Source organism: Streptomyces pseudoechinosporeus (assembly GCF_054783935.1).
Genome location: NZ_BAAGPS010000001.1, coordinates 244567 through 265160, shown reverse-complemented (window position 1 = coordinate 265160; position 20594 = coordinate 244567). Strand labels below are relative to the sequence as shown.

Genomic DNA, 20594 nt, shown 5'->3' with positions numbered 1-20594 from the left:
GAGGGACTCAGCGATCAGGTGCTCCACACCACAGTGCCTCCGTCCACGATGACCACCTTGCCGTCCTTTCGCAGGACCAGCTTCGCGCCCTGGTGGCCGTTGCTGCCCGCGCCCCATATGGGCTTGTCGTCGGCGTTGAGGATCACGAGGTTGCCGTCCGTCTGGAACCGGGCCGTATGGTCCTCTCCGCTGGTCCGGGACGCCCAAGTCGCCTTGCCGTCCTCGTTGTAGACGACGAGGTTGCCGTCCCGCTGCATGATCATGCTGATCCGGTTCGTGCTCCAGGACTGGCCGACGGAGAGCGAGCTGCCGGCCGGTACGACTGTGCTCGTCCACTCCTTGGGCTGTTCCGTCTCCTCCGTCGCGGTGGCCGACTCGCGACTGGTGGCGGAGGAAGACGGCGTGCTCCTGGGGGAGCTTTCCGCCTTCTGGTCCGAGGTCGCGCCGGCCGCGGCGGGGGCGCTCGGTGTGGCGGACGTCTTCGACGGCGTGGCGCTCGGGGAGGCGGAGGGCCGCTCGGTGGTGCGGTCGCCCAACGCCGGGCCCGAGGGCGCCGTCGGCCCGGAGCCGGCCGACGCTTGGCCGTCGTCCTTGCCCAGCAGCGACACGACGCCCCCGGCGACCAAGAGCGTCACCAGGACGGCGGCGCCTGCCAGAAGGAGCCCGAGCTTTCTGGGCTTTCTGGCGGCGGACGGGACAGGCGGCACAGGGGCCGGGTCCGGCGCCGGGGACGGGGACGGGCCGACCGCGGTACGGCTCCGGCCGGAGGCGCGGCCCCGGCTCCCGCCGGGACCAGGGCCGGGACCAGGAGTGGTGCCGGTGCTGGGCATCTGGTGTGCGATGGCCCTCGCGAACAGCGCATCGGGGGTCGGGCGCTGCTCGGGCTCCTTGGCCAGGCAGTCCGTGATGAGGGCGGCCAGGACCGGGTCGGCGGCGGTCACGGCGTCGAGCACGTCGTCCTGGGGCGGCTCGTACGCGACCCGGTGCATGACGCCCACGCCCGTGCCGTCGCCGAAGGGCGCGTTCCCGGTCACCGCGTACGTGAGTGTCGTGGCCAGCGAGAAGACGTCGGACGCGGTGGTCACCGGCTTGCCGCGCGCATGCTCCGGCGACATGTACGCGGCGGTGCCGACGTAGTGCCCCGTCGCGGTGATGGAGCTGGCGTCGGCGGCCTGGGCGACGCCCAAGTCGATCACGCGGGCGCCCCCGTCGGCCAGGATCACGTTGGAGGGCTTGAGATCGCGGTGGACGATCCCGGCCCGCGCCATGGCCTGGACCGCCTGCACCAGGTCGGCCGCGAGCCGCCAGGCCGCCGCCGCGTCGAGCGGCCCGTGCTCGTCGACCGCGTCGGCGAGGGTGGGCCCAGGGATGTACTCGGTCGCCATCCACACCAGGTCCCCGTCCTGGCCGCTGCCCATCAGCCGCGCGATGTACGGCCCCCGGACCTGCTCCAGCGCTCCGACTTCCCGCCCGAACCGCTTCCGGAAGTGCTCGTCCTCCGCGTACTCCGGCCGGATCACCTTGACGGCCGCCAGCCTGCCGGCTCCGCTCACCTCACGTCCGAGGTAGACGCGCCCCATCCCGCCGCTGCCGAGCACCGACACCAGGGCGTACGGCCCCACCCGCCTGGGATCGCCGTCCCGCAGCGGCTTTCCGGTCGGTGGTTTCGCGTCGGCTGCACCTGACCCGCCGCCGTGGTGGTCTCGCATGGGGGATTCCGGTTCTCTCGCACAGCTGTATGAGCGCGAGCGTAGCGCAAGCGCCTTGTGAGGAAGGCGAGTTGCTCTGGACGCCGACGCGGAGGGACACGGAAGGACGTCACGTGCGGGAGCGGGCCGGCCGTCGGGCGAGTCGCTGTCAGACGAGCCGCTTGCGGCCCCAGAGGAAGATGAACACCGTGACGGCGGCAAGCAGGGCGAACAGGATCGCGGAGCCGAGCCACTGCATGCTGGTCATCTGGGAGATCGGCAGATAGTCCACCCGCCAGCCCACGACATCGGCCTGCTTCAGACAGGCGGCGGCCGCCTTCTCCGTCTCCTCGCCCGCGCAGGTGCTCCAGCCGAGCAGGTCTCCGGTGCTGGTGATGTACGACTGGTCGATCTGGTAGGCGGCATCGGGCAGTTCGGGGAACGCGTCCTCGCTGGCGCCCTGGTTGGTGGTGACCGTGACGACCTCGCCGAGGCTTGTCCGGAAGTAGCCCCAGACAACCTGTACGACGACGGCGAAGCCGAAGGTGACCACCATGGCCGCCAGGGTGCGGCGCAGCACCATGCCGATCGCCACACCGCTCACCATGGTGAAGAGGGCGAGGGCGACGGGCACGGGCCCTGTGGTGTCGAACGCTTCGCCGGAGGTCCAGTCCAGGACGGTGTTCTGGTCCTTGACCACGTTCCACCACCAGCTGAACGCGGCGGACAGCGCCACTGTGCTCACCACGACCACCAGCGCGGTCACGCCGAGTTTGGTGGCCAGCCAGCGGACCCGGCTCACGGACTGGGCGGCGACGAGCTTGGCCGTGCCGTGCTCCAGGTCGCCCGCGAGCAGCGGCGCGCCGACGAAGACGCCGAGGAGTACGGGGATCAGGCCCAGGGCGAGGGAGACGGGCTGGAACGCTTGGGCGTACGGCTCGAAGGCCTTGCCCCAGACCGCGGCGTCGGAATCGGGCCAGCCGTGGCCGGTGAGAAAGTTCATCATCTCGGCGCGCTGGTAGACGATCCACGCCAGGCAGAGCACGCTCGCGCCGAGGATCGTCCAGTGGGTGGCCCGGTGCTGGCGCCAGACCAGCCAGGCGATTCCACTGAGCCGGGGCCGACGGGCCGGGGGCGCGGTGGACGCGGCCGGGGCTGGGGTGTTGGTGAGGGTGCTCATGCCGCCACCGCCCGAGTGTTGTACGCCTGACCGGGGATCTGGGCGGTGGGGGTGATCAGGGGTGGTGCCTCGGGGGAGCGCAGATAGGCGAGCAAGAGTTCCTCCAGGTTCGGGGTGTCGGCCTGCCACCGGCCGGTCACCGGTACGTCGGGACGTATGAGGGCGGTGAACCGGCCTCCGCTGCCGCGGGTTTCGACGACGGTGTGGTGGGCGAGCTCCTCGGGGAGACGGGCGCCGTCGTTGGCGCCGGTGACCAGGGTGTGGGCGTACAGCAGTTCCTCCACCTCGCCCGCGAGGCGCAGTTCGCCGGAGGCGATGACGAGCAGGAAGTCGCAGACGTTCTCCAACTCGGAGAGCATGTGGGAGGACAACAGCACGGTGGTGCCGTGTTCGGCGGCCTCTGCTGTCAGGGCGCCCATGAGCTCATGGCGTACCAGCGGGTCGAGGTCGGACATCGGCTCGTCGAGCAGCAGCAGATCGGGGCGCTTGCCGAAGGCGAGCGCGAAGGCGACCCGGGTGCGCTGCCCGCCGGAGAGGGTGCCGATCTTCGCCTCCAGAGGCACATTGCCCGCGCGGACGATGGCCTCGGCGGCCCGCTGGTCCCAGCCGGGGTTCAGCTCGCGGCCCATGCGCAGCGTCTCAGCGACGGTGAAGCGGCGGAACAGCGGCTTCTCCTGGGAGAGGAAGGCGGTACGCCGGCCTGCCTCCGCGGATTCCGGGGCGGCGCCGAACACCTTGAGGGAGCCCTCCGTGGGCTCCAGCAGATTGCCCGCGATCCCCAGCAGCGTTGTCTTTCCCGCCCCGTTGGGTCCGACGAGCCCGCAGATCCGGCCGGCCGGCAGCCGGAAGGAGCAGTCCCGCAGGGCCCAGCCCCGCCGGTACTTCCTGCCCACCCCATACGCTTCCATCGCCGACTCCCCGGCGCGCATCGCGTCCCTCATCTGTGCTCCCTGCTTCGCTTCCTGAGGTTTCCCTGTAGCTGACGGCCGCTGTGGCGGTGATGCCACTCTGGCCCGCCGTCCCGGGACGGCGGATCTTGCGAAAGGCAGATCTTCAGCGGATCACTACGACTTTTGGCCGAGTGCCCGGCTACGCTCCCCGGCATGAGGTTGCGGTTATGGTCCTGGCTGCGCGCGGCGGCGTGGCCCGTGGTGGTTCTGCTGCTGCTCGGTCTCGGTCTGTTTGACCGCACGTTCGGCGCGTTCGGCTATCGCGTCCACTACACGTTCGGCGCGCTCGACGGCAGCACGATCGGTCCGCTCCTGCTTGGATCGGCTCTGTCGGCGGTTGCCGCTCTGCTGCCCTGGCCCCGGCTGGGCGCGCGGGGCCTGCCGTTGGCGGCCGGTGTCGCGGCGGCGGTGTCGCTCGGCGCCACGATCGCCGTCTACGTCATCGCGCGGTGGCCCGTCGGGGAGGACGGGATCGTCGTGGAGGATCCGTACGGATTCACCGAACCGGCGGCGCTGCTCGGGCTGTTGCTGCTGACCGCCTGGCGCGGGAAGCCGGTGTGGGCGGGGGTGGTCGCACCGGTGTGCATCGCGGCGATCGTCCTGCGCCCGCTGGCCGTCAAGGTCGACTTGGGCAACGTGGTCGTGGCGTTCTTCTTCGCCCTGGCGGCAGCGGCGGCCCTGGGCATCGGCCTGACGGTACGCCTGGTCCTCGCGGACCGGCTACGGCGGGAGAGCGCCGTACGGATGGAGCAGCGTGCAGAGTTCGCCCGGGACCTGCACGACTTCGTCGCCCACCATGTGACGGGCATCGTCATTCAGGCGCAGGGAGCCCGCACGATCGCCGCCAAGCGACCGGAGCTGGTGGCGCCCGCGCTGGGACAGATCGAGCAGGCAGGGGCGGAGGCGCTGAAGTCGATGCGCGCCATGGTCGGAATGCTGCGCGAAACCGCCCCCGAAGGGGCGGACGAAGCGCGGGACGTGGCCCTCGCGCCGCTGGCGGGAATCGACGAAGTGCGGTCCCTCGTCGAGGGCTTCGCCCCGGTCGGCGCCAGCCAGGCCCGGCTCTTGACGGAGGGCGAGTTCGGGGATCTGCCGGTGGAGGTGGTCACCACCGTGCACCGGGTGGTGATGGAGGCGCTGACCAACGTACGCAAGCATGCCCGCGACTTCACCGAGGTGGAGGTGCGCCTGGTCCGGTCCGGAGACCGGGTCACCGTGAACGTGAGCGACGACGGACGGCCACGGGCCGGCCGCCAGGCCCTCCAGGCGCTGGGCGGGGGCTTCGGGCTGCAGGGGCTGAGCGAACGGGTGGGCATGGTCGGTGGCCGGGTCAAGGCGGGCCCCGCACCGGACGGGGGCTGGAGCACCGAGGCGACGCTGCCCGTGAGCGACTCCGTGGGTGACCCCGTGAGGAGCGCCGCATGACGATCCGTGTGCTGATCGCCGACGACCAGGCCATGGTCCGCACCGGCTTCATGATGATCCTGGCCGCCGAGGACGACATCGAGGTGGTCGGGGAGGCGGTGGACGGTCTGCAGGCGGTGGAACTGGCCGAACGGCACCGGCCGGACGTGGTGCTGATGGACATCCGTATGCCCCGGATGGACGGCCTGGAGGCGCTGCGCCGACTGACCCGGCCCGGCCTGGTCGACCCCCCGAAGGTCGTCGTGGCCACGACGTTCGACGACGACGAGTACGTCCACCGCGCTCTGCAGGACGGCGCCTGCGGCTTCCTCCTCAAGGACTCCGGCCCCGCGCTGCTGGTCGAGGCGATCCGAGCTGCGGCATCCGGCGAAGCCCTGGTCAGCCCGTCCATCACCCTCCGCCTGCTGCGAAGCCTGCCGGCCGCGGCCTCGCCCGGCCCCGGCGAACCGCAGCCGTCCGGGCTGTCGGCCCGCGAGACGGACGTGGTGCGGCTCGTGGCGGGCGGCCTCACCAACGCGGAGATCGCCGCCGAACTGTTCATCTCCATAGGCACGGTGAAGACCCACCTGGGCAACGTGAAGACCAAACTCCCCGCCCGCAACCGCGTCGAGATCGCCGCATGGGCCTGGCGCTCAGGCCTCGTCGACCAGTGAGGTCGCAAGTCGACCGGTGAGGTCTCAACTGTCCTGATCGTGCTCCGTCGCCGGCCGCCGGGCCATCGGCGGCGCCGCCGTGAGGCGCCGGTCAGTTCGCGGCGGCAGGTGACGGCCGGGACGTGGGTCGGTCCGGCCTTACGGAGAAGACCGTGTTGCCCGCCACCGCCGTGATCCAGCCGCTGTCACGGCGATCGCTCGATTGCCCGACAGGCGCCTGCGGCCCGGACGCTCTTCGTCAGCGGGGCGCCTGCCGGGGCAGGTTCGAGAACGGGCGCCGTCCGGCACGCCGTCGAGTCGGTCAGGCCGGGCCTGTGAAGGTCCACTTCCCGTGCCCGACGCGGAAGACGACGAACGCGGCGTCGCTGCGCAGGAACTCCGCGCCCTTCGGCGCGGCCACCCGGTCGCGCGCCTCTCCCGGCACATGCACCTCGGCCGTCGAGCCCACCGGCACCCGCACCGACAGCCGCAGCTCCCGGTCAAGGCGCGACCAGAACACGGCGGCCTCGCCGCGCACCGTACGGATCGACGTACGGGCCCAGTTCACTCCCGTACGGGCGTCGGGGCGCACCGAGAAGGTGCGGTAGCCGGCGTCCCCGGGGCGCAGCCCGGCCACGTTCTCGTACAGCCACTGCGCGACCGTGCCCTGGAAGTAGTGGTCGCGGGAGCGGGAGTCCAGCTCCCACATCTCCCACATGGTGTCGGCGCCGTTGGCGTGCCAGTACCCCCAGCCCGGATAGGTGCGTTGGGTCGCGACGGCGTGTGCCACGTCCGGGCGGCCGTGGGCGCACAGCACCTTCAGCAGCACACTCGTGCCCAGGCAGCCGGTGTTCAGATGGTTGCCGCGCGCCTCGAGGTCCGCCACCAGGCTGTCCAGCACCAAGGTGCGGGCGCCGGGCGGCACCAGGCCGAAGGCCAGGGGAATCGCGTTGGACGTCTGCCGATATCCGGGGTCCTTCGCCGTGCGGTAGTGGCCCTCCGGACTCAGGAACGCCTCGTTGAACGCGGTCTTCAGGTTCTCGGCCGCCTCCCGGTACCGCTTCACGACCTCGCCCTCACCCAGCAGTGCGCCCATTTCGGCGGTGTGCAGCAGCGCCCGGTGGAGGTAGGCGGTCGCGGTCAGCCGGGTGTCCTCCGGGGGAATGCCGCCGCCGTAGCCGGGCGGCAGCCAGTCGCCGAGCGCCGTGACCGCAAGGCCGTCCCGCAGCCGGGACAGCTCCCAGTCCAGGTACCGGGTCAGGGTCGTCCAGTGTTCGCGGGCGACGCGCTCGTCCCCGTACACCCGGTACATCTCGCGGACGACGAACGGGTACACGGTCGTCCATTCGGGCGCGGGGGCCAGCTCGTTGTAGCCCCAGCCGCCGCTCGGCACGATCACCGGCAGCTGCCCCTCGCCGGTCTGGCTGTCCGCCAGATCGCCCAGCCACTTGGACAGGAAGCGGTGTATCCCGAAGGCGTACGCCATCACCGGCGTGCCGAGCTGGGCGTCACCGGTCCAGCCGTTCTTCTCGTACATGGGGGTGTCGGTCGGGATGCCGTGCAGGTTGTTGCGGAGCGTGCGGCGCATGGCACCGTCCAGCCACTCGTAGAACGGCTCCGAGCAGCCGAAGGAGCTGACCTCCTCGACACGGGTGTGCACCAGCCGCCCCAGCACCTGCTCCGGGGACGGGCGGGAGGGAAGGCCGTGGATCTCCACGTAACGGAAGCCCTTGTACGAGAATTTCGGCTCCCAGACCTCGCCCTTGTCGCCGCCCGAGCAGATGTATTCGTCGGTCTGGAAGCGGCCCGGGACGTGGCCGGTCTCGGCGTCCACACTTCCGTCGGCCTTCAGCTTCTCGCCGTGGATGAGGCGGACGACGGCGCCCGGCTCGGCGCCGCGGACGGTCAGGCGGGTCCAGCCCGCCATGGTGCGGCCCATGTCCACCACGTACACCCTGGGGCGGAGTTCGGAGATCTCCGTCGGCCGTACCGTCTCGACGATCTCGATCGGGTCGTGCGGCTGGGCCCTGAGCGTGCCCCGGGGGACCTGCTGTTCGCCCGCCGCCCGCCAGCCGCTGTCGTCGAAGCCGGGGCGGGTCCAGCCGCGCGGGGCCCGGCGTGCGTCGTATGTCTCGCCCGCGTAGAGGGAGTTGGACCGGGTCGGCCCCTCGGTGATCCGCCACTCGCCGTCCGAGGCGACGGTGGTGCGGGAGCCGTCCGGGTGGTCGATCTCCAGCTGGGCCAGCAGCCGGGGCTCGCCGTGCCACGGCGGGCGGTGCCAGTTCCAGACGTTGGGGGTGGTCATGCCGAAGAAGCCGCGGCCGAGGGTGACGCCGATGGCGTTCTCGCCGCGCCGCAGCAGCGCCGTGACGTCGTGGACGGCGTACAGCACGGTCTCGTCGTAGTCCGTGAAGCCGGGGTCGAGCACCTGCCGGCCGACCCTGTGGCCGTTGATCTCGGCCTCGTAGTAGGCGAGTCCGCTGATGTAGAGGCGGGCCCGGGAGATCCGCCGCCGCACAGTGAAGGCGCGGCGCAGGAGGGGGGCGGGCTGCTCCGGCACGGCGACGCTCACCCCGCTGCCCCAGGGGCCCTGCCCGTACGGGGCGAGCACGGGGGCCTCGGCCCAGGCGGCATCGTCGAACTCCGGGTGCTGCCAGCCTTCTTGGGGCTCGGTCGCCACAACGCGCCAGCCGGGGCCGGTGACCAGTTCGTGCAGGTCGCCGTCCTCCGTCTCGACGACCAGCCGGACCAGCAGGCCGCCGGGGTTCACGGAGGGGCCGGGGCGGTTGGTGGCACGGGCGGCGAGCACCACCGGGCGGCTGGCGGCGCGGGCCTCCTCGGTGACTTCCGTGACATCGACCGCACGGCCGGTGCGCCAGCCGTCCTGCTGCTCCGGCGCGTGCAGCACCTGCCGGCCGTCCAGATGGAGAGTGAAGTCGTCGTCGGCGGTGGCGACCACGGTGGCCCGCCGCACCCGCGTGCCGTCCGGCAGACGCAGCACCGCCCGGAACCAGCGCGGCCCCACGGGGGCGTCGGAGGACGTGGCGCCCGCCGACCAGATCCACGAGGCACCAGAGAGGGAGGGCGGCTGCGGGGGCGGGTCGGCGCCGATCCAGCGGGCCTGCCAGTCGGCTTCTGACAACGTTGCCTCCCACCAGCGGACCTCGCTCCAGCGGAAGGGGCGCCCGGCGCCGTCCCAGACCCGTACCCGCCAGTGGTAGCGGGTACGGGGGCGCTGCGCAGGCCCCCCGTAGGGGACGCCCACGCTGCGGTCGGACGCCACCTTCCCCGAGTCCCAGACCAGCCTGGCCGCCGCCCCGGTGCGGTCCGTCAGCTCCCTGGGGTCGAGGGCCACCTGGACCTGGTACGCGCTCTGCCGGGCGCCGTGCCCCGGAGCGGACAACTCCCAGCTGAGATGGGGGTGTTCGACGTCGGTACCGAGGAGCCGCTCGGCGTACTCGACGGTGGTGCGCTCGATGCGGAGCGCTCCGGTGCGGTCGTCCTCCGGACTCCGCGCCGGCGTGCCCGCGGCCGACGCCGGGTCGGCGGACAACGCGGTGAACCCGGCGCCCACGCCCGCCGTCGTGCCTTTCAGGAAGAGTCTCCGGTTCCAGAACTGGCCCATGCGCGTTCCTCGCTCGCTGTGTCGCCGCGGACAACGAAGCCGTGCTTGAAACGATTCAAAATTCCCCTTGCCGGGAAATGCTATGTACGCGAGTGGTGCTCAACAAGGTGTGTGACAGCGGAGGTTGGGCGAGCGGCGGGGTTGAGGGTGGGGTTATCCCCACCAAGATCGTGCGGAGAGCTGTAGTGATCGTGTACCGCGCAACTTCTAGCATCGGTCGCGTAAGAAGGCGACCGGGCCGATGGATCTCCAGCCGACGGGCCTGGACGCCGCGTTCCCGCGCCTGAAGCGCGCCCCACCCCGAGGAACAGCGCCATGATCACATTACGTGCGGCGACATACCGTACCGCAGCAGCGGCTCTGGTTTTGGCGGGCCTCACGGCCTGCACCGGCGCCGGCCCAGAAGCCACCGGCACCAGCCCGGAAGCCACCGTCGCAGCACGCGAGGCTTCTACGGGCAACAGCGCAGCCAGTTCCATACCCGGGCTCGGCCGTTTCTATGATCAGCACCTTGCTTGGGGGAAGTGCGCACAGGACCCCGACGACACCACCGGCCAGGACTTGGACAAAGCCGGTGCAGAGTGCGCGAACCTGACCGTGCCGCTTGACTACGCAAGCCCTCAAGGCCGAACGATCACCGTGGCGATGTCGCGCCTTCAGGCCACCGACACCCGTCGTCGTATCGGCTCGATTCTGATCAACAACGGTGGCCCTGGAGTTCCTGCCCTGGCGTCCCCGCCGGACGTCAAAGCGGCGATGGGCGAAGCCGGGGCCCGCTACGACATCATCGGATTCGATCCGCGCTTTGTCGGACGCAGCACCCCGCTGGACTGTGGCTGGCCGATCGGCAACGCTCTCTTCTCGGCCGGCCTTAGCCGGGCCAGTTTCGATCGTCAGGTTGAGCTGCAAAAGAGCCTGGCCGACAAGTGCCGGGCCACCAACGCATCGGTGCTGCCGCACATCAGCACACGTAACACGGCTCGCGACATGGACGTCATCCGGGGCGCGCTCGATGAACGGAGGATCTCCTACCTGGGCTACTCGTACGGCACCTACCTGGGCACGGTCTACACCCAGATGTTCCCCGGCCGCTTCGACCGCATGGTGCTCGACGGGGCCGTCGCCCCCAGCAGCTACACCCCTCAACTGCTGAAGGGTCTCGAACCGGAGAACGAGCAGGCCCTGGCCGCCTGGGCGACCTGGGCTGCGCAACGCCACGGCACCTACTCCCTCGGCCGCACCCGCGTCCAGGTGCTGGCCACCATCGACCGTGTCATGTCGGCGGCCGCACGCAAGCCGCTGACCGTCGGGACCGCTCCCGACCTCTTCCGGATCGACGACACCCAGGTGCCGCTGCTGCTCTTCATGGGACTCTGGGACGACAAGGACTCCGCCCGTGACGCCCTCGCCGGGCAGCTCTCCGTCCTCGCGAAAGCCGCAGACGGGCAACCGGCCCCGCTGACACCGGAGTTCGCCGCGGTCCTCCGGGTCTTCCTGACCGACGAGGACACCAACCTCGGCACCGTACAGACCGCTCTCGCCTGCGCGGACGGCACGGCTTCGCGCAACATCGAGCAGTACTGGCGGGACATCGAAGCCAGCCGCCGCACGCATCCCTTGTTCGGGCCCCTCGCCAACAACATCGTCCCGTGCGCCTTCTGGAAAACCCCGACGGAGAAACCCATCCGAGTGCGTGACGACGCCGCCCTGCTGATCGTGGCCGCAACCGGCGATCCGCGGACCACTTACAAGAGCAGCTCTGAACTCCACCGGCTGCTGCCGAGCTCCAAGCTGCTCACCCTGAAAGGTGCCAACCGGCACGGCCTCTACGGGCAGTACGGCAATGCGTGCATCGACCACGAGGTCAACCAGTACTTGACCAGCGGGAAACTCCCGGCACGCGATGAGACATGCGAAACGCAGGGCACTTAAGGGTGAACCGCCCCGGACCGCCCGGCCGGGGCGGTTTGTGGAAGATCCGCCACCAGCCTTCCCACGGCCGGGATCGAGGAGGCGTTCCCGACGAAGTCGGTTCCGGGGAGGGGTGAAGGGTGACCGCTCACTGGCTACCCCCGATCCGGCGAAGCGAGCTCGTCGAACCGTCGGAGTGCTCCGGCGACCGCGGTGCGGTACGACTCGACGTTGCGTTCCTTGATCGACTCGTAGCCACGGACCATGGCGGGCAGGGCGGCGATCTCCACGGCTACGCCGAGCGAGGCAGCGTCGACGCGGTTCGAGAGGTCCAGGACCAGTTCGACGTACTCGTCGACGAGGCGACGCTCGAGACGCCTCAGCGCTGTGTATCCGAACAGGTCGAAGCGGGTCCCGCGTAGCCTTCGCAGGCGGTGCAGCAGCCAGAGGGCGGGCGTGAACCACGGGCCGAGGCTGAGTTTTCGGCTCATGCCCATGGCGCGAAGAATGGGCGGGTGGAGTTGCCACCGGACTGTGGCATCGGGTCCGAACCGCTCCTCGATGTCTCGCTTCACCTGCGGGTCGAGGCTCAGACGCGCCACCTCGTACTCGTCCTTGAACGCCATCAGCTTGAACAGCCCGTGGACGGTTGCCTCGGTGAACGCCGTGGATCCGGCCAACGCCTGCGTCTCAGCATCCGTGACATGTGTCACGACGTCGACGAAGCGGCGGGCGTAATGACGACTTTGATACCTCACGAGCTCGGCCGATCGGGCCTCGGCCAGTTCGCGTACACGCGGGTCGTGATCAAGTTCCGGAATCGGGATCGCGGCGACCGCGTTTGCCGAGTCGGCGAGCGGCGTCTCATCGGAGAGCCGTGGGGCGAGCACCGCTCGATCGCACACCCACAGACGCCCTGCCAGGAACGCGTCGATGTTCGCCTGGACGGCGACACCGTTGAGGGCGATCGCCCGCTCGAGCGAGGCGGCCGACACAGGCAGGGCGGCGAGTTGGAAGGCCGCACCGACCATGAAGAGGTTGAGGACGGATGCGCTGCCGAAGAGGTCACGCACGACCTGCTCCGCGTCGACCCAGTGCACGCGCCCACGGCCCAGGCGCTCTTCGAGGCCCCTCTCGAAGGAAGCGGTCTCCGGCCAGGAGGCAGAGACGTCCGAGACCATGCGGCCGGTCGGCGTCCTCGTCGTCGACACGACGGCGACCGAGCGGCCAGGCTCGGTCGACGCGAGCGTCATCTCGGTCCCAGAGCCAAGAACGTCGAGGCCGAGCAAGAGGTCCACGGTGCCGGCCGCAGCCTTGTTGGACGCGATGCGCGGAGAGTCGCAGATGGTGAGGTCGGAGACCACCGGACCGGCCTTCTGGCTCAGTCCCGTCTGGTCGAGCCCGACGGTGTGACGGCCGTCGAGAAGCGCGGCGGTGCCGATGATCTGGCTCGTGGTGACCACCCCGGTACCGCCGATCCCGGGCATCCTGATCACGAATCCGTCCGCGGCGCTCGGGAGCTCCGGCTCGGGGATCGGCTGCGACAGAACCGCGGAGAGGTCGTCGTCCCGCCGCTGACGGCGCGTGGTTGATCGTTTTGGCAGCGTCACGGTCATGAATGACGGGCAGTGGCCCTGGAGACACGAGAAGTCGAGGTTGCACGAGTCCTGGTTGATGCGGGTCTTGCGCCCGAACTCCGTCTCGACAGGTTCGACTGACAGGCAGTTGGACTTGACGCCGCAGTCACCGCACCCCTCGCAGACGCGCTCATTGATGACGATGCGCCGGCTCGGCGTGGCGATCCTCCCGCGCTTGCGGTCACGCCGATTCTCCGCGGCACATCGCTGATCGTGGATGAGGACCGTGACTCCCTCGGTCGCGACAAGGGACTCCTGTGCGTACTCGTCGTACAGCGGGAAAATGCGCGCCATCTGGGACCAGAGGGGCTCACGTTCGGCCGGGGACGCGACCCGGGCGCGAGCGGTGAACCGACGGCCGCCGACCTGCACCCCGACGCTCGGGTCCGCCTGGAGGTTCTTGAACCACGCCGGATCCTCGTCGGCACCACCTTTGGAGGCGACGACGACGAAGTCCTCGCCTGCGGTGCCGTAGATCAGGCACGTGCGGCGCGGAATGCCGGTCCTGCGTCCGGTCGTGGCGAGCACGAGCGTGTAGACGCCGTTCGACTCGTGCCCCTCGGTGCCACCCGAGGCCAGATACGTACGAGTCTGCTCAGCGACCCAGTCCCATTGCGAGTCGGTGGCGTGGTCAAGGTCATCGGCGACAGCCATGACGGACGGTCCTTTTCGGAACGGAAGTCTGGTACGGAACGTGCTGACTGGCGATCTACTTCAGTTGAGTTCCTCGACCAGCCCGATAATGATGCCGTCGGGGCCGCGGACGTAGCAGTACCGGTAGATGTCCCCGTACTGCGCCACCTCGCCCACGAGTTCGGCGCCGTGGGCGCGCAGGCGGTCGAGGACGGCATCGACGGCGTCGACGACGAACGTGAGGCGAGGGATGCCCGGGGTGTTCATCGGCGCCCTCGGCGCAATGCTGGTGGCCACCGGCGTGTGGAACGTCGACAGCTCGACCCGGCCGTGGCCGTCCGGAGTCCGCACGACGGCGATGTCCGCTCGGACGCCGTCCAGCCCGACGAGCTGGTCCACCCACTCACCCTCGACTGCTGCCTCGCCCTCCAGTTCCAGGCCCAGTTCGACGAAGAACGCGATAGCAGCCGCGAGATCCTCGACCGCAACGCCGACGTGATCCATCCGGTAGATCATCATTTCACCCGTGTCACGCGGCCCGTCGTGGCCTTGGGACGGAGCTGGCGCAATGTTCTCGACACAACCAACGTCTGTGATGGCAGTCACGGCCCCTGTCGGGCGCGGCGAGGCGTAGGGACGGACCATCAGCAGGTACTCGTCGATCAGGTCGGCCGCCATCAGTGATTGATTCAAAGGTCACGCTGTGCTGTCGGCTGGCTGATCCGTCCCGTCTGGCGATCTTCGGTACTGGTGACAGAAAGGCTGCCGTATGAGCATTTGTGACAAGTCCAATGCCTCGTTGGTGACAACCAGGGTGCCTCGACCGGTCCTGTCCGCCAGCTCAGCCGGCTCTGCCGGTGACAACTCCTGAGCTTCGGCTCACTGCTGTGACTGAGCGCATCACCTGGCGGTCGTGCTTGAGTTGGCGGGGCTGAGCGCGGAGGTGGCGGGCCGGGGCGCTGGCCATGCGTTTCGCGCGGCCTGTCGGGAGATCCACGTTAGGTGAGGCTGACGATCCCGTAGGGGTTCAATCTCGCGGGAACGCCCTTGCCGATCTGAGACGATCAGCAGAACCGAACGAATGAACGCAGAGGTGGAGAACATGATCGTTCTGGTACTGCTCGGCGTCTTGGCGCTTGCTGTCGGCGGGTGCGTGTGTGTGGTGTGGGCGGAGCGTGGCGGGCCCCGCTGGGTCCGTGCCGTGGCGACCATGACGCTCGCCGCAGGCGAGGTGGTGCGCCGCTCTGAGAGGAACCGGCGCTCGGGCCTGAACGGGACCACCAGTGACGACGGCTAGGAGCGAACGACTCGCACGAGCGGCTGAGCACGAGCCATGGCACTGAAGCATGATCCGCCAACTCCGACGCTCGACCCCGCCACTTCAAGTGCTCACCCGCCAGGTGAAGCGCTCAGTCACAACTGTGCCCAGGTGAGGCAGGACGATGGCACTGCCCGCCATCGTCCGTTCGAGAGGTTGGTTTCGTAAGTGGGAGCGGGCAACGTTTTTGTCGACGGTTCTGGGCAGCACTTAGCGATCAAACGGCTCGGAAATATCGATGAGAACCAGCAACGCTGGAACAGCCAAGTGACCTTGGCTGCGGTGTGTCGTTGTGGAAACGTGCCGTCCGAACGACTTGACTATCTGATTGTTCCGATCCGCATGGGGCGAGGTGCTCTGTCGAACTAAGGAGCGGGCTTGGCCTCGCTGCCCCGGCCTTGGCCATTGTGAGGGCCGCCGACGTCAGCGCTGTCATGGCCGCCGGCGTGACGACCCCCGAGAGGAACGACAGACGAGGGATGCACTCTCGGGCACATGGCGATCTCCTCCGGACGGTGTCGCACCACCCGGAACTTGAGAGTCCGATCCGGTATCCGCATCTTGGGCGGCGGCCTTCATGAGCGCTCCTTGCCCGGACCATGAGCAAACGATGACGGCGGGCGATTGGGCGCTTGGGGGCTGTTGTGCTGGGGGCATGAACAGCAAGCACAAGTCCCGTTCCCGTTCTCCTCACCGCATGGCCCACTGCGCCCTGAGCGCGGTCGCCGCAGTCGCTGCGCTCGGCCTCACCTTGGTCGGATGCGGCGAGAAGGGCTCCGGCACGAGGGACGAGGGGAAGAGCAAGACGACGACGAGCACCGGTACGAAGGTGCTTTGGCTGGGCGACTCCATCGCGGGCGCCGAGGCTCCCGCCCTGGGCGCGGCCCTGAAGGCCAGTGGTGTGGAGTTCAAGGACTCCTCTTCGGATGGTGGGGGCACGATCGTCAATAGCGGCGAGAAGATTACGCAGATGATCTCCGGCGACACGTGGAAGCAACTGGGCAAGGACATCGAGTCGTTCCGTCCTACCGTGGTCGCCTACCAAGTCACGACGTACGACTGGGGAAGCCAGGATCAGCAGCGGGCTGCCTACGAGAAGGTCGTCGACACGGCCAAGGACGCCGGAGCCAAGGTGGTGCTCGTTTCATCCCCGCCCATCAAGATCGACGGGTTCTACAAGCAGCACGAGGCGCAGATGCGTACCGCTCCCAAGGTGGCCGCGGAAGTCGCCGGGAAGAGCGGTGGCACGGCGGCGTTCTTCGACGCTTCACAGGTGTGGGGCACCGACGCCTCGGCGGAGAAGGCGCAGCGTGCCCCGGACGGGATCCACAACTGCCAGCAGGGGGCGGCCACCTTCGCCAAGTGGTTCACCGGGAAGCTCGGCAAGCAGGAGAGCTTCAGGCCGGCGTCGGTGGACTCCTGGGCCCAGAAGTCCTGGACCGGCGACGAGCGATACAGCAAGCTCCGCTGTGCCGCCTGACGGAACGGCCGACTTCATGCCTTCGCATCTTCCGATGCCCGCGCCTGCGCGCGGCCGCACGGTGCCGGGCGGGCACCGTGCGGCGCGCCCCAGCGGGGTGGGCCGTGCGCACATAGCGGCCCTCGATGGGCTGCGCGGGTTCGCGGTCGCGGCCGTGCTGCTCTTTCACGCCGGGCATCTACGCGGCGGGTTTCTCGGCGTCGACCTGTTCTTCGTGCTTTCCGGGTTCCTGATCACCGGGCTGCTGCTCGGCGAGGCGACGGGGCGCGGCCGGATCGCCCTGGCCGCGTTCTGGGGCCGCCGTGCCCGTCGCCTGCTGCCCGCTCTCGTCTGCGTGGTGGTCGTGACCGTATTGGCCACGTGGGCGTGGGGGAGCACGGAGCATCTGCGTTTCGCGCTCGACGACATGCCCTGGGTCGGGGCCCAGGCGGTCAACTGGCACTACATCACGGAGCAGACCGGCTACTGGAACGCCTCCGACACCCGCGTCTTCGCCCACCTGTGGAGCATTGGCGTGGAGTGGCAGTTCTACTTGGCCTGGCCGCTGGTGGTAGCGGTGGCCGCCCGGGGGCGGTGCGGTGAGCGGATCGTGGCCTCGCTCGCCGGGGCGGGTGCCCTGGTCTCCCTCGCTCTGACCGTCTGGCTCGGTGCCGCGGTGGACACCACCCGCGCCTACGAGGGCACCGACACCCGTGGCGCCGCCCTGCTGCTCGGGGCGCTTGTGGCCACCGCGCCGGTGCGGAACCTCGTGCGCCGGGTGCCGCGCCGCTCGGCCGACCTGGTGTGCCTGGTCCTGGGGTGCGGGCTGGCGGTGGCGTGGGCGGTGACCGAGGGCGAGCAGGCGCTCCTGCTCTTCCAGGGCGGGCTCTTCGTCCACTCTCTGACCGCGGCCGTGCTCATCGTCCTGATGGCCCAGGTGCCGGGCACCTGGGCGGCACGGATTGCGGGCAGCCGCCTGCCGCGTGGCCTGGGAAAGCTGTCGTACAGCCTGTATCTGTGGCACTGGCCGGTGTACCTGCTGCTGTTGCCGCGGCTGTCGGCGCTCGGGGACTGGGGCGGGACCGCCGTCGCGATCGGGATCTCGCTGGTGGCCGCTGCGGTGACGAAGCGGTTCGTCGAGGATCCGGTGCGGTTCCGGGTTGGCTGGGCGCGTGGCAGCCCCGGTTTGATCGCGGTGGTCGCGGTGGCCCTGGCGGGAGCCGTTCTCTGGGCGGCGGTGCCCGAACCGGCCCCGGGGGCGGGCACGGTCGACGTCGACCAGTTGAGGTGACCCCACAGGACAAGCAGCGCACACCACGCCTCCTGAGTGCCCGTACAGTGGACGATCAACCCGATGGCTCATGTAACGCGGAATGACATGCTCGCTGCGGAAAGGACCCGTAGATGCCCCGCGTCCTGCTGATCGAGGACGATCCGGCCGTACGCCGCGGTGTCGTGCTGGGCCTGTCCCGCAACGGGCACGAGACCGAGGCGGTCGGCACCGGCGAGGACGGCATCGAGGCCCTGGTCGCCATCAAGCCCGACCTCGTGCTCCTCGATCTGATGCTCCCCGGCATGAGCGGCCTGGAAGTATGCCGCCGCGTCCGCGAGACCAGCCGGGTTCCCATCGTGATCCTGTCTGCGCGCGGCGACGACATCGACGTTGTGATCGGCCTCGAGGCGGGCGCCGACGACTACGTCGTCAAACCCGCCAGCGCCGCGGTCATCGAGGCCCGGATGCGCGCGGTGCTGCGCCGCGTCGCCCCCGCCCAGGCCGACACCGACACAGGTGCCGGGCCGACCCGGGTGGGCGATCTTAAGATCGACCGCGACGCGCTGATCGTCCGCAAGCACGGCGAAGAACTCCCACTCGCTCCCTCCGAGTTGAAGCTGCTGCTCTTTCTCAGTGCAGCCCCGGGGCGGACCTTCAGCCGCCAGCAGCTGCTCGAGGACATCTGGGAGCACAGCTACTACGGGGACGCCCGCCTGGTTGACGCCTGCGTGATGCGGCTGCGCGCCAAGATCGAAGAGGATCCGCGCCGTCCGGTGTACGTCCAGACGGTGCGCGGCTTCGGTTACCGCTTCGGCCCGCTGCCGGCATGAAGCTCGCCTTGCCCCGCGGCCTGCGCCCGCGCCTGGTCGTCGCCTTTGTCCTCGTCGCCGCGCTCAGCGCGCTGATCACCGCCACGCTCACCTTCCGGCAGGCCCGCAGCGCGATCCTGGACCGCGCCCAGAACAGCGCCGTCCACGATCTGCGCCTCCAGATCGACTCGCTTGCCCCCAACCTTCCGGACGACTCCACCGGCACTGATCTGCGCATCTTCGCGCGCCAGCTGGACCGTGCCTCGGGCTCGCGCGGCTGGCACACGGCCGTCTCCCGCGATGGCGGGCCACTCATCGGCACCGCCGCGGGCGACGTCAGCAGCGCCCTGCGCGACGCGACAAAGAGCGGCGAGTCCACCTTCTACGAGCGCGTGGAGCATGCCGACGGGCCCCGACTGCTCATCGGCATGCCGGTCAGCTACACCGACCGGGGCAAGGGGGCGGGGAATCCGTCGGGGCTGGTCGTATTCGCCGTTCTGTCGCTGGACGGCGAACGGGCCGACATCTCCGCTCTGATCACCGCGGCCTGGGCGGGCGCCGTCCCGGCGCTTGCCTTCGCCGTCGTGCCCGCCTTGTTCGCGGCCCGCCGAGTGCTGCGTCCCGTACGGCAGCTGCGTACGGCCGCCGAGAAGATCACCTCGGGCGCCCTGGACACGCGCCTGGACGTCGTCGGCAAGGACGAACTCGCCGCGCTGACCGGCACGTTCAACACCATGGCGGCTGTGCTGGAGCGGGACGACGCCGAGCTGCGGCGCATGGAGGCCAACGCCCGTCGGTTCGCCGCAGACGTCACGCACGAACTGCGGACCCCGCTCGCCGCGATGGCCGCCGTCACCGACGCCCTCGACGAGGACGCCCGCTCCGGCACGCTGCCTTCGGACACCGCCGACGCCGTCCTCCTCATCAGCGACGAGACCCGCAAGCTGGCTGGCATGGTCGAGGACCTGATGGAGATCTCCCGCTTCGACGCGGGTGCGGCGGTGTTGCACCTTGACGACGTGAGTCTGCGCACCGTCGTCCACAAGACGCTTCACCTGCGCGGCTGGCGTGAGCCGGACGAGGTGATCACCGAGCTTCCCGGGGATGATCTGCGCATCCGGGTCGACGCGCGGCGCATCGACGTCGTCCTCGCCAACCTGATCGGCAACGCGTTGCGCCACGGCGCCGCTCCCGTCACTGTCCGGGCGACTGCCACGCAGGAGTCCCTTGTGATCGATGTCGCCGACGACGGCCCCGGCATACCCGACGAGGTCCTGCCGCATGTCTTCGACCGCTTCTACAAGGCGGACGCCGCGCGGGCCCGCTCCGAGGGCAGCGGCCTCGGACTCGCCATCGCGATGGAGAACGTACGACTGCACCACGGCACCCTCACCGCCGCCAACCTCCCGGACGGCGGCGCGGTGTTCACCATCACACTCCCGCGCACGCTCCGGCAGAAGGACCAGCCATGAAGCGCCAACTCATCTGCCTCGTAACCGTGTTGGGTGTGCTGTCGGCAGGCTGCGGCATTGGCTCCACCGGCCCGGTCCGAGCCGGCGTCCCGGCGTCCGGCCTTCGCGAACCGGGATCCGCGACCCACTATGCCCAGCTCTACTTCGTCAGCCCGTACGGCATCCAGGCCGTCACCCGCGAGGTCGACGCCCCCACCCCGCAGCAGGCACTCGACCTGCTTCTCAAAGGCCCCGACGCCGCCGAACGCGCCCGCGGCCTGATCACCGAGGTGCCCCCGATCCACGGGCGGTTGGTCGCGCAGGCCGCCGACGGCGCGGTGGACCTCCACCTCCCAGTGCCCGTGGCGGACATGACCGGCGGTGGCGGCCTCGGGCTCAGCCAGATCATCTGCACCGCGGCCAACGCCCGGGCGGCCGACGGCAAACAACCCCCCGACGTGGACGTACGGGTCTACGAGGAGGGTTACGGGACGCCCTGGACCGTCCGCTGCAACGCGGCGGGCAACGTCGTTCCCGTGCCCGAACCTGCCCCGAGTCAGGGAGCCACAAGGTAGCAGGTGGAACGCGTCCTGAGACTTTCAC

Annotated in this window: 15 protein-coding genes; 9 read left to right on the top strand and 6 right to left on the bottom strand. The window is 69.8% G+C overall.

Annotated features, from left to right (window positions below; all coding sequences use genetic code 11):
• Nucleotides 1–14 precede the first annotated feature (14 nt).
• The 3 genes from ACYVO6_RS01215 to ACYVO6_RS01205 all read right to left on the bottom strand — a co-directional run bounded on the left by ACYVO6_RS01215 (nucleotide 15) and on the right by ACYVO6_RS01205 (nucleotide 3809).
• On the bottom strand, nucleotides 15–1709 hold the full coding sequence (locus ACYVO6_RS01215; protein WP_461056494.1) for a protein kinase domain-containing protein: 1695 nt from the start codon (nucleotides 1707–1709) through the stop codon (nucleotides 15–17).
• Nucleotides 1710–1857: 148 nt separating this feature from the next.
• Nucleotides 1858–2868: an ABC-2 transporter permease gene (locus ACYVO6_RS01210; protein ID WP_461056493.1), complete on the bottom strand. Its 1011-nt coding sequence runs from the start codon at nucleotides 2866–2868 to the stop codon at nucleotides 1858–1860.
• Nucleotides 2865–3809 (bottom strand): ABC transporter ATP-binding protein, encoded by a 945-nt coding sequence (locus tag ACYVO6_RS01205; RefSeq protein ID WP_461056492.1) that lies wholly within the window; start codon nucleotides 3807–3809, stop codon nucleotides 2865–2867. Before ACYVO6_RS01205 ends, ACYVO6_RS01210 begins: the two co-directional genes overlap by 4 nt.
• A gap of 162 nt (nucleotides 3810–3971) precedes the next feature.
• Between ACYVO6_RS01205 and ACYVO6_RS01200 the strand changes: the two genes are divergently transcribed.
• Together ACYVO6_RS01200 and ACYVO6_RS01195 are read left to right on the top strand one after the other, a co-directional pair.
• Nucleotides 3972–5243 carry a sensor histidine kinase gene (locus ACYVO6_RS01200; RefSeq protein WP_461056491.1) on the top strand — a complete coding sequence of 424 codons (1272 nt, stop codon included), beginning with the start codon at nucleotides 3972–3974 and terminating at the stop codon, nucleotides 5241–5243.
• Nucleotides 5240–5896 carry a response regulator gene (locus ACYVO6_RS01195; protein WP_461056490.1) on the top strand — a complete coding sequence of 219 codons (657 nt, stop codon included), beginning with the start codon at nucleotides 5240–5242 and terminating at the stop codon, nucleotides 5894–5896. Before ACYVO6_RS01200 ends, ACYVO6_RS01195 begins: the two co-directional genes overlap by 4 nt.
• 301 nt (nucleotides 5897–6197) lie before the next feature.
• Here ACYVO6_RS01195 and ACYVO6_RS01190 read toward each other — a convergent pair whose 3' ends face one another.
• Entirely contained in the window at nucleotides 6198–9500 is a 3303-nt protein-coding gene (locus ACYVO6_RS01190) for a family 78 glycoside hydrolase catalytic domain (RefSeq protein ID WP_461056489.1), read from the bottom strand.
• Nucleotides 9501–9815: 315 nt separating this feature from the next.
• Between ACYVO6_RS01190 and ACYVO6_RS01185 the strand changes: the two genes are divergently transcribed.
• Nucleotides 9816–11432, top strand: a complete 1617-nt coding sequence (locus ACYVO6_RS01185; RefSeq protein ID WP_461056488.1) for an alpha/beta hydrolase — start codon at nucleotides 9816–9818, stop codon at nucleotides 11430–11432.
• Between the two features lie 134 nt (nucleotides 11433–11566).
• Here ACYVO6_RS01185 and ACYVO6_RS01180 read toward each other — a convergent pair whose 3' ends face one another.
• Together ACYVO6_RS01180 and ACYVO6_RS01175 are read right to left on the bottom strand one after the other, a co-directional pair.
• Complete coding sequence (locus ACYVO6_RS01180) at nucleotides 11567–13702, bottom strand: nitroreductase/quinone reductase family protein (protein ID WP_461056487.1); 2136 nt, start codon at nucleotides 13700–13702, stop codon at nucleotides 11567–11569.
• Nucleotides 13703–13762: 60 nt separating this feature from the next.
• Nucleotides 13763–14200 carry a VOC family protein gene (locus tag ACYVO6_RS01175; protein WP_461056714.1) on the bottom strand — a complete coding sequence of 146 codons (438 nt, stop codon included), beginning with the start codon at nucleotides 14198–14200 and terminating at the stop codon, nucleotides 13763–13765.
• Between the two features lie 583 nt (nucleotides 14201–14783).
• Here ACYVO6_RS01175 and ACYVO6_RS01170 point away from each other — a divergent pair.
• The 6 genes from ACYVO6_RS01170 to ACYVO6_RS01145 all read left to right on the top strand — a co-directional run bounded on the left by ACYVO6_RS01170 (nucleotide 14784) and on the right by ACYVO6_RS01145 (nucleotide 20566).
• On the top strand, nucleotides 14784–14978 hold the full coding sequence (locus ACYVO6_RS01170) for a hypothetical protein (protein WP_461056486.1): 195 nt from the start codon (nucleotides 14784–14786) through the stop codon (nucleotides 14976–14978).
• 676 nt (nucleotides 14979–15654) lie between these two features.
• Entirely contained in the window at nucleotides 15655–16479 is an 825-nt protein-coding gene (locus tag ACYVO6_RS01165) for an SGNH/GDSL hydrolase family protein (protein WP_461056485.1), read from the top strand.
• A 34-nt stretch (nucleotides 16480–16513) separates the two neighbouring features.
• The gene (locus ACYVO6_RS01160; RefSeq protein WP_461056484.1) at nucleotides 16514–17749 is read left to right on the top strand and encodes an acyltransferase family protein; all 1236 of its coding nucleotides are present in this window, start codon (nucleotides 16514–16516) and stop codon (nucleotides 17747–17749) included.
• 113 nt (nucleotides 17750–17862) lie between these two features.
• Nucleotides 17863–18561 carry a response regulator gene (locus ACYVO6_RS01155; protein ID WP_461056483.1) on the top strand — a complete coding sequence of 233 codons (699 nt, stop codon included), beginning with the start codon at nucleotides 17863–17865 and terminating at the stop codon, nucleotides 18559–18561.
• Nucleotides 18558–20012, top strand: a complete 1455-nt coding sequence (locus ACYVO6_RS01150; RefSeq protein WP_461056482.1) for an ATP-binding protein — start codon at nucleotides 18558–18560, stop codon at nucleotides 20010–20012. Before ACYVO6_RS01155 ends, ACYVO6_RS01150 begins: the two co-directional genes overlap by 4 nt.
• Nucleotides 20009–20566, top strand: coding sequence for a hypothetical protein (locus tag ACYVO6_RS01145; RefSeq protein WP_461056481.1), 558 nt, complete (start codon nucleotides 20009–20011; stop codon nucleotides 20564–20566). The genes ACYVO6_RS01150 and ACYVO6_RS01145 overlap by 4 nt, the downstream gene beginning before the upstream one ends.
• The last annotated feature ends 28 nt before the right edge of the window (nucleotides 20567–20594 follow it).